Origin of the sequence: Rhizobium sp. FY34 (assembly GCF_005222845.1) — a bacterium.
Lineage (GTDB): Bacteria > Pseudomonadota > Alphaproteobacteria > Rhizobiales > Rhizobiaceae > Neorhizobium.
Map to the genome: position 1 here is coordinate 1 of NZ_STFZ01000026.1, position 9,706 is coordinate 9,706.

The 9,706-nt window shown below is 57.7% G+C and carries 8 protein-coding genes; 1 reads left to right on the plus strand and 7 read right to left on the minus strand.

Translation table 11 applies throughout. The annotated features are described in order from the left end of the window. Positions 1-235: 235 nt before the first annotated feature. From atzF to E8M77_RS18520, 7 genes are all read right to left on the minus strand, one after another. Positions 236-2,080: an allophanate hydrolase gene (gene atzF, locus E8M77_RS18490; RefSeq protein ID WP_137132109.1), complete on the minus strand. Its 1,845-nt coding sequence runs from the start codon at positions 2,078-2,080 to the stop codon at positions 236-238. Positions 2,081-2,090: 10 nt separating this feature from the next. Then, the gene (locus E8M77_RS18495; protein ID WP_137132110.1) at positions 2,091-2,717 is read right to left on the minus strand and encodes a cysteine hydrolase; all 627 of its coding nucleotides are present in this window, start codon (positions 2,715-2,717) and stop codon (positions 2,091-2,093) included. A 1-nt stretch (position 2,718) separates the two neighbouring features. Continuing rightward, on the minus strand, positions 2,719-3,405 hold the full coding sequence (locus E8M77_RS18500) for an isochorismatase family cysteine hydrolase (protein WP_137132111.1): 687 nt from the start codon (positions 3,403-3,405) through the stop codon (positions 2,719-2,721). Further along, positions 3,402-4,550 carry a sn-glycerol-3-phosphate ABC transporter ATP-binding protein UgpC gene (gene ugpC / locus E8M77_RS18505; protein ID WP_137132112.1) on the minus strand — a complete coding sequence of 383 codons (1,149 nt, stop codon included), beginning with the start codon at positions 4,548-4,550 and terminating at the stop codon, positions 3,402-3,404. Before ugpC ends, E8M77_RS18500 begins: the two co-directional genes overlap by 4 nt. Before the next feature lie 10 nt (positions 4,551-4,560). Beyond that, complete coding sequence (locus tag E8M77_RS18510; protein ID WP_170975929.1) at positions 4,561-5,397, minus strand: carbohydrate ABC transporter permease; 837 nt, start codon at positions 5,395-5,397, stop codon at positions 4,561-4,563. Then, on the minus strand, positions 5,387-6,286 hold the full coding sequence (locus tag E8M77_RS18515; protein ID WP_137132115.1) for a sugar ABC transporter permease: 900 nt from the start codon (positions 6,284-6,286) through the stop codon (positions 5,387-5,389). The genes E8M77_RS18510 and E8M77_RS18515 overlap by 11 nt, the downstream gene beginning before the upstream one ends. Positions 6,287-6,428: 142 nt before the next feature. Further along, positions 6,429-7,655 (minus strand): sugar ABC transporter substrate-binding protein, encoded by a 1,227-nt coding sequence (locus E8M77_RS18520; protein ID WP_246659321.1) that lies wholly within the window; start codon positions 7,653-7,655, stop codon positions 6,429-6,431. A 473-nt stretch (positions 7,656-8,128) separates the two neighbouring features. Here E8M77_RS18520 and E8M77_RS18525 point away from each other — a divergent pair, with 473 nt between their 5' ends. After that, complete coding sequence (locus tag E8M77_RS18525; protein WP_137132114.1) at positions 8,129-9,607, plus strand: NAD(P)/FAD-dependent oxidoreductase; 1,479 nt, start codon at positions 8,129-8,131, stop codon at positions 9,605-9,607. Positions 9,608-9,706: the final 99 nt, after the last annotated feature.

Consider the following 9,706-nt stretch of genomic DNA (forward strand, 5'->3'; position numbering starts at 1 on the left):
AGCCTGTAAAACGGACCAGAGCTTTGAGGCCATGATCTATATGGCAGCGGCTGTGATCAACTCACGATGAATCCCCACAGACCCTAGAGAGAGTTGGACAGTTTTCATTGGCAGATCGCCAGGTGCGGCGCACTTGTGGAATGCATGTAGCCGGGATCATTAGAATTTCAGCTGGCAGGAGTTGAAGGCTTGTTGTCGTTGATGCAGCCAGGCCAATCCCCACCAACATGCACCATCAAACCTGCGCTGAACGCCCGTCCTTTGTCACGTAACCGCGCCAACCACCAAAAGTAGTGATATCCGGTTGCCCTTCGGTTGCGGCTACCTCGCAAAGGAACCCGGTAACCGTCGAACCATCGTTCAGCGTGAGTTTGCCAACGCCAAGGGGAGCGGGAATACGCCCGATGAAATCGCCAAAACCTGCGACCGGCAACGCCCACACCTCGACGGCAATGGATGCACCATCAGTGGCAACACGAATAAGACCGGGCTTCGACGGTACGGTGCCCGTCAGCGCGAACAGGCGGTAGTCCGCCGTGGTGCCCGCAATCCGTCGGAAAAAGCCGCCACGTTCTTTCAACTCATGGTTAAGTGGCATTCCGGATAAATGCGCACCGACAACGGCAATCTCCCGATAATCCTCTGACAGTGCTTGCTCTTCGGAAACAGGATAGGGGTTCGCGAATTTCGCGAGGTTTAGGCCCGTCGCCCTGTGAAAGGCTGCTGCGATACCGGCGGCACGCGCCTCCTCGAACCCAGGCGCCAGGAAGGTTACGCCAAGCGGAAGACCATCTTTGCGAAAACCATTCGGCACCGCTATGCCACACAGCCCCATCAGATTAACGAAATTGGTGTAGATGCCGAGGTTGCTGTTGAGCTGGACAGGGTCTGCGGCGATCTCGTCCTTGGTATAGATTGTCGGTGTTGTCGGCACCATCAGCACGGCAATGTCCTGCCAGACGGCGCGCGTATCGCGTTTTAATTCGGCGATGCGGTGGATCGCGGCAAATGTGTCGAGCGCCGAGAAATTGCTAGAACGCGACAGGATTTGCCGGGTCACGGGGTGGATCGCCTCGCCATACTTGGCGAGCACGCTGTCGAGGCTCAGCGCTCGCTCCGAAATCCAGGGACCTTCGTAAAGGATGCGCTGGGTATCTTCAAACGGCGTAAAGTCGATCTCGACCTTTTCACCGCCCATGGCGATCAGCCGCGCGATCGCTTCATTGAACAGACGTTCGGCTTCCACATCCCCGAAGAAGCGAAGCGCCGCTCCAGCTGGAACGCCGAAGCGAAAACGCGGTGGCGGAGCGACTGGGGTCAGAGGTACCGCATCGGCTTCTGGCTTGGAGAACGGGTAGGATGGATCGTAGCCAGCTATGAGTTTTAGAACTTTCATTCCGTCTTCGACCGTCAACGAAAAGACCGACAGCGTCTCGATGGTCTTGACGCAGCCACCGCCGGAGACGCAGGCATTGCTGACAAGGCCGGGCGTCGGCTTGATGCCGACAATATTGTTGAAACCGGCCGGGACGCGGCCAGAGCCTGCGGCATCGTTGGCAATCGAGAAGCTGCAGAGACCGGCGGCGACCGAGACGCCGGAACCTGAACTCGAACCACCGGAGATGAAGTCATCGTTGAAAACCGACGAGCAGGCACCATAGGGCGAGCGCATGCCGACAAGGCCAATACCGAACTGGTCCATGTTGGTCTTGCCGATCAGAAGCGCGCCGGCATCGAAGATACGATCAAGCGCCTGGCCGCTGGACGTCGCGATATAGGCACCTTCCCGCAGCGCATTGGTCGTTGGCAGACCGACGATATCGTTGCAGTCCTTCACCGAGAACGGAATGCCCCAAAGCGGACGCCCGTCATAACCCTGCACTTCCAGTTTTTTGGCGGCGCTGAGAGCCTCCTCCCGCGAAACCAGGTGAATCCAGACATGGTCTTCACCCCGCGCCGCAATGCGATCATAAATGGAATCGATAACGCGGGTTGGCGTCAATGCGCCGCTGGCATAGCCCTTCGTCAAGACAGTGAGATCAAGGCTGCCGGTGGCATCGGACCAAAGCATTGCGGACATGAGTGTACTCCTAGAGACTGCTGAGCGCCGCATGAATGTCGGCTGACGTGGCGACGGTGCCGAAGAGGCCGTTGCCGAAGGTGGTGATACGAAGCTGGGCGTCGTGGCGTGCTTGGGACGTGCCCTTGCAGGCATCGGCAATGGCCAGACATTCGAAACCCATGTCGTTTGCTGCGCGCTGTGTCGCGTGCACAAGGCCATCAGTGGGTAGCCCCGTGACCAAAAGATTGCGAATGCCGCGCTGGCGCAATGTTTCCTCAAGTCGGGTGCCAAAGAAGGCGTTGTCACCGGCACAATCGACAATGATAGCGCCCGGCGGCAGCCCGATCTGCGCAATCAGCGCCCAATCGGCACTGCCGCGTTCGGGAATGGGATCGCCCAGCAGGCGTCTGCGCGTGGCGAGTGGATGTTCATCAGGGCCGTAGCCACGGCGGGCAGCGACAATCGTCACGCCAGCAGCAGAAGCGACCTTCAGCAGACTGTTTGCAACTGACAGCTCGGCATTTGCGTCCAGCACTGCAACGGTCGCCTCCTGGAAACCAAGCAGCAACAGTGCGGTGTCGGTGGCCGACCATTTTCCGTCGAATGGCCAGAGATATGGTTTGGCGGCGATCGGCTTGAAGAGTGTGTTGTTCATCTCAATCACCGGCCCTATCCAGCATCTCGCGAAACGCCACGCGGTTTGAGACCCCACCCCATCGCCCGCCGTAAGCTTTCAGGATTTCAAGGGTTGCTGCGTGATTGGGACTTTCGACGGCTGCCGTGCAATCTTCGAGCAGGACACACTCGATGCCATGCTCATAACCATCGCGAACCGTTGACTGGACGCAGCAATCGGACGTCACGCCCGCAACAACCAGTCGCGATATGCCGCGGTTTTCCAGCTCGGCGGCAAGTTCCGTGCGGTGGAAGGACGATTTTCCCGGCTTATTGATGACGAGTTCGCCTGGCAGCGGTGCCAGTTCCGGGATGATCTGCCAACCCGGTTCACCGTGAACAAGGATGCGACCGTTCTTGCCGCTGTCGCCGATCCCGAGACCATGCACACGCGTGCGCCATTGCTTGTTGGCATTCAGATCGGAAAGATCACCAACATGGCCTTCGCGGGTATGAATGACGGTGATACCGGCAGCGCGTGCCGCATCCACTGCTTCGCAGATCGGACCGATCACTGCGCGGGTATTGGAGACATCCTCGCCAAGCTGGTCGATCCAACCACCAGGGGCACAGAAATCGACCTGCATATCAATAATGATCAGTGCTATACGCGCTTTATCGACAGGGCCGCCGAGCGGCCAAAAATCTTGGTGCTCCGCAGCGCTCACAGCGTCACTCCGGTTTCTGGGTCGAAGAAGAGGACAAGCGACGGATCGACGGTCAAGGCGATGGCATCGCCGCGCGAGATTCGGTGACTGCTGTCGATCAATGCCTTCAGCTTGGGGGCTGTCTTCATCAGATCGCGTTCGTCTTCCACCATGTTTGCATGACCGATTGCGATACCGTGACCACTCATATGAAGAAGAAGCGTGGCACCAAGATCTTCGACGAAGCTCGTCTCGGCGGACAGCACTCCAGTCGATCTTGACTGCGGCGCGACTTTCAGATGCTCAGGCCGAATTCCGAGAATGACTTTTCCGCCGATACGCGGCGACAAGCGCGCGCCGGAAATGCCAAGCGGCAGCAGAAAATCGCCGCAAGAGACGGCTGGGCCGCCGTCATGAGAAACCACCGCGGCCTCCATGAAGTTGATCGGCGGTGAGCCGATGAAGCTGGCGACGAACATGTTGGCTGGCTTGTCGTAAAGCCGCCGTGGCGTATCAAGCTGCTGGATCGTACCCTTATTCATGACGGCGACACGGTCCCCCATCGTCATCGCCTCCACCTGATCATGCGTGACATAAACGGTCGTGACCGCGGTCATCCGCTGCAGACGCGATATTTCGGCCCGCATCTGGCCGCGCAGGCGCGCATCGAGGTTCGACAGCGGCTCATCCATCAAAAATGCATTTGGCGAGCGCACAAGGGCGCGTCCCATTGCGACGCGCTGGCGCTGACCGCCGGAAAGCCTTGCCGGCTTGCGGTCCAGGAACTCTGTCAGTTCCAGGAGATCAGCCGTTTCCCGAACCTTCTTCGCGATCACATCTGTCTTGATGCCGCGCACCTTCAGGCCAAAGGCGATGTTCTCTGCGACCGTCAGATGCGGGTAGAGCGCATAGGACTGAAAGACCATGGCGATGTCACGGTCACGTGGCGCCTGTTCATTGGCGACGGTGTCGTTGATCCTGAGCGTGCCCCCGGAAATGTCTTCCAAGCCGGCAATCATACGCAGGGCTGTTGTCTTGCCGCAACCCGACGGACCAACAAGCACGATGAACTCGCCGTCCTTGATGTTCAGGTTGAAGTTCACCAGCGCGGCGGCCTTGCCGCCTGGGTAGGTTTTCGAAACGTTCTCGAATGAAATTTGCGCCATGTTGTCAGTCCTACTGTACGCCGTTTGTCGCGCCCTGAACGAAATAGCGGTTCATAAACAGCGCCATGAGGACAATCGGGATCGTTGAAAAGTGAGCGAGCGCTCCAAGCGTGCCCCAGGTGATGTCTTTGGTGCCATAGGCAGTGAGCAGCGCCACCGAGATCGGCTTGGCATCGAGCGTGGTGAGGAACATGGGATGCAGGAAGTCATTCCACGAGAACATCATGCAAAACAGGGCGCATGCGATCATGCCTGACCGCACGGTTGGCACCGCGACCTTCAGGAAAGCACCCATCTGCGTACAACCATCAGTCAGTGCCGCCTCCTCCATGTCCGGCGGCAGGGCCTTGAAATAGGAAAACATCATCCAAGTGACGAAGGCGCAGTTCAGCATCGTATTGAAGACGATGACAGCCCACCACGTGCCGAGCAGGCCGATATCCCTCATGAGAAGATAGAAGGGTATCAGGGCCGCGATGGCCGGAATCATGCGGATCGCCAGGAAGAAATAGGCAAAGCCGGGTGCAAACCGCGACTTGGAGCGAGCAAGCGCATAGCCCGCGGGAACACCGAGGAGCAGCGACAGCACAGTGGTGCCGATACTGATCACCAGCGATGAGCGCACCAGCGAGACCACGTCGAAGATGGCAAAAGCCTGTCGGAACTGATCGAATGTGGGCTCGAACGTCAGCCGGGGCGGCGCAGAGAAGATCTGGTTCGATGGCTTGTAGGCCGTCGAGATCAGCCAGAAGACCGGCAGCAGAAAGAGGATCGTGATGAGGAGGATTGTCACTCTTTCGAAAACGACGCGGCGCGTTGAAACCCTGGCCATCGATCTACTTCCCATTAATCCGAACATCGGCGCGGCGCACGACCAAAAGCAGCATCGTGGCAATGAGCGCGATGAACAGAAGCGTTACGTTACCCACCGCCGAGGCAAAGCCAACATTGAAGAATTGCAGCCCTTCCTTGACCCCGAGCAGCATTAGCGTGTTGGTCGCGTCATCGGGACCACCGCCTGTGGTGACAAAGACGGAATCGAACACGCGAAACGCATCCATCGTGCGCAGTGTCAGAGCAAGAAAGACCGAAGGCAGCATCAACGGCAGGATAAGAAGGCGGAAGCGCTGCCAGGCCGTTGCCCCATCGACCTGACCTGCTTCGAGCACGTCGCCCGGCAGCGATTTCAGCCCGGCAAGCAGGATCAGTGTCATTAAGGGTGTCCATTCCCAGCAATCGATCAGGATGAGCATCCAGAGCGCCGTGCCGGCATCCGTCAGCAGGCCGCTGCGCGGGCCGATGCCTGCGTCGGAGAGAAAATAGCCGATAATGCCGTAATCCGCGCCAAGCATCGCCTTGAAGATCAATCCCACCACAAGCGGTGTGATTGTCGAGGGAATGAGAAGGAAGGCGAGCACCGCGCGGTTGAATCGGCTGTCACGCCAGAGAAGCAATGCCAGCGCAAAGCCAAGCACCAGCTGCAGCCCGACACTGAAGAAGGTGAACTGGAACGTGTTCAGGATAGCTTTGCGGGTCGTCGCATCGGAAAAGATATCGATGTAGTTCTGCAAGCCTACGAATTGGGTCCGTGCGGGCCGAAGAAGATTGTACTTGTAGAAACTGTAGCCGATGCCCTGTGCGAGCGGCCAGAGGCCGACGGCCGCCACATAGAGAACAGCTGGCGTGGCCATCAAGAACAGGAAGAGCCTGCGACGGTTGGCGAAACTATAATGCATAACCGGGATACTGCTCATTCAAGAAAGGCCGAATGGGTGGCGTTTCATTGGATAGGATAAGGGCTGCTCCGTGACCGTATAAGTCAAGGTCATGCCGCCGGATTTCGCGCGCGGCTCATTTATTGCCGCGCGCGAAACGACATCAGAACAGTTTTTTGGCAGCGTCCTGCGCTTTGTCCAGAGCTTCCTTCGGCGTGGTGGCGCCCGCGAGGACCGAATTGACGGCCGTTCCGAGCAGATCCTGAATCTCTGGATATTCAGGGATGCGTGGGCGGAACTCGCCATTGCCATGCTCATAGGTCTCGGCGATCACCGGCAGGAAATCATATTTTGCCAGGAGATCCGGATCGGTCATCTCGCTCTTGCGCATGAAGCCGCCCGCACCCAGCATGTTGAATTCCTTGTGGATTTTTTTGCTGCTAACCCATTTGATAAATGTCCAGGCTGCGTCCTGCTTGCTTTTGTCAACGTCTGCATTGATGGCGAGACCCCAGCCGCCAACACCGTATTGCGGCGTCATGCCCTTGGAGACAGGCGCCACCGCAATGCCGACCTTACCGACGATATTGGAGACTTTCGGATCCGAATAGGCCGCCGCGCCAACAGACCAGGTCTGCATAAATGCGGCCATGCCTTGGCGGAAACTTTCTTCGCGGCCACCCCAGTCATATTCAATGGCGCCGGGAGGAGCTGCCTCAGTGAAGAGCTGCTTGTAGACGGCAAGGCTCTTGATATTGGCTTCAGAATTGAGCGCCGGCTTGCCATCCTTGGTGACGATGGAGCCGCCGAGTTGGTTGTTATACTGCATCCAGTCCTGAGCAACGGCCGGACCCTTCTGGCCATTGGCGACGAAGCCATACTGCTTTTTGGCGGGATCGTTGAGCTTCTTGGCATATTCCACCAGGTCTTCCATGGTGGCAGGTGGTTTCAAACCGGCTGCCTGCAAAAGATCCTTGCGATAGGCCAGCACATTGGCATAGGCCGCAAGCGGGAATGCAACATATTTTCCATCATACTGACCAAGCGACTTGAGAACGACCGGATAGATATCGTCAAGCTCGAGTTCCGCAGCATCGCGCGTGACACGGTCCGTCAGATCGACGGAGTATTTGTTTTCGGCATAGGCGCCAGCCCAGACGATGTCCATCGTCACCAGATCATAGCCCTTGGTGTCCCCGATAAAATCCGCTGTCGTCTTGGTCAGCAATGTGCCGTAATCCATGATCTCCACTTTGAGATCCGCTCCGGTCTCCGCCTTGAAAGCAGGTGCCAGCTTGACCAGTACGTTCGAAAAGCCGTCGTTCATGGACGCAATTGTCAGCGTAACGCCATCGAGCGGCTTTGAATTTGCATAGCTTGCGGTGGCCATCAGCGCCACGACGGCCGCAGCTAACGTGTAGATGGTTGTCGGCTTTGCGGCGACCATTGATGAAGAAGCATTTGCCATAACTGATAACCTTCCCGTTCTGGAGTGGATCGAACGCGAGGTTATCGCCAAGCCGAGCCAAGTCAAACAAAAAAACACATAAATAACAAATTGGATGACGCCTCGCTAGACCCTGCCGAAACGAAAAGCATTCTGCCCAAACAAGAAGCTCATCAAGGCCATTTTTTTAGCACTTCACGACTTTTCATGCTAAGATGATGTTTATGAAGGCTAATCTTGGCAATGAAAGATTGTCCGAAAAATTTGGGATGAATACAGATCGCCCGATGCGGTCCCTACGTTGGAAAAATCAGCGCGGAGCCACCTCCTTTCTCAAATCGAAAAATAACATAATCAAACACTTTACAACTTTTCTACCTTCGCTACGCTGAGGAAAAGGCTGGAGTGTTATCGCCATGGAAGATCGAAGCCCCGAGGGTGGGGTGCCATTCCCAATCGTTTGCGAAACGCCTGCACATTCCGGCGGGCTGCCAGCGCTGGAAGCGCAGGTGCGCCGTGACCTGGAAAGCATAGAGGCGACACCACGCGCATGGGTGCCGGAGCGACGTGATTCCTCCGGTGCGGTCATTTCGGATGTCGTCATCATTGGGGCAGGGCTTTCCGGGCTTTCCGTCGCTTTCGGGCTGAAACGCCAAGGCGTCGAGCGCGTGCGGTTGATCGACAGAGCGATAGAGGGGCAGGAGGGGCCATGGGTGACGACGGCGCGCATGCGCACCCTGCGCTCACCAAAGACCCTGAGTGGCCCGGATCTCGGTGTTGCGAGCATGACATATCGCGCCTGGCATGAGGCGACGTATGGCAGGCAAGACTGGCAGGTGCTCGACAAGATCGAGAGGGCTGATTGGATGGCCTACCTCACATGGTTTCGCGCGATCCTTGGCCTTGACGTCGAGAATGAAACAAACCTGCTTGCAATCGAACCGGAAGGGGATGCGCTGCGGCTTTATGTCGAACACCATGGGCAGGCCAGAACCATTGCCTGCCGCAAGGTCGTTCTGGCGACCGGTCTTGAAGGGGCAGGTGTCCTGAATGTGCCGGCATCGGTCAGCGGAACATTGCCACGCGATCGCTGGACCCATAGCGGCGAAGTGATGGATACCGCCCGTCTCGATGGACGGAGCATCGGCATTATCGGCGCTGCGGCTTCCAGCTTCGACTGGGCGGTCTCAGCGCTGGAGGCTGGCGCGAAAAGCGTCACGGTTCTTGCCCGCTCAGAAACGCTGCCGCGCACGGAGTTGCTGGACTGGTCGAATTTTCCGGGCTTTCTCAACCACTTCGCCGATCTGGACGATCGTAGCCGATACCGGTTCACGCGGCGCATGTTTGCGTTCAAAACACCGCCAACCAATGAGATGTTTACCCGCGCGATGTCCTTTGCCGCCTGCCGGCTTGTGACGGGAGCAGATATTCGCTCGATAGCCATGGCAGAGGAGACGGTCCGGATCGAAACGGCGAAGGGTGATTTTCACTTCGATCACCTACTGCTCGGCACTGGTTACCGCGTCGATCTATCGCGCCGGCCGGAACTGGCCGGTGTGGTCGGATCCATCGCCACATGGGCTGATCGTTTCGTGCCACCCGAGGGAGAGGAAGACCCCGACCTGCTGGCCTATCCCTATCTCGGGCCGGCCTTCGAATTTCAAGAGAAGGTGCCCGGTTCCTTGCCAATGCTGGCCAATATCCATGTCTTCAACAGCGCCGCCGTGCCTAGCCTCGGCCCGGTCTGCAATGGAATAACCGGACTCAAATCCGGTGTGCCGAAGCTGGTTTCCGGCATTTGCCGGGGACTTTTCGCCTCCGATATCGAACATTTCTACAAAGCGCTCGACGGCTACGACAAGGTCCATTTCCAACCGGACAGCGCGGGACATTGAGCCTGTCCCGCCTAGGGTCTGTGGGGATTCATCGTGAGTTGATCACAGCCGCTGCCATATAGATCATGGCCTCAAAGCTCTGGTCCGTTTTACAGGCTC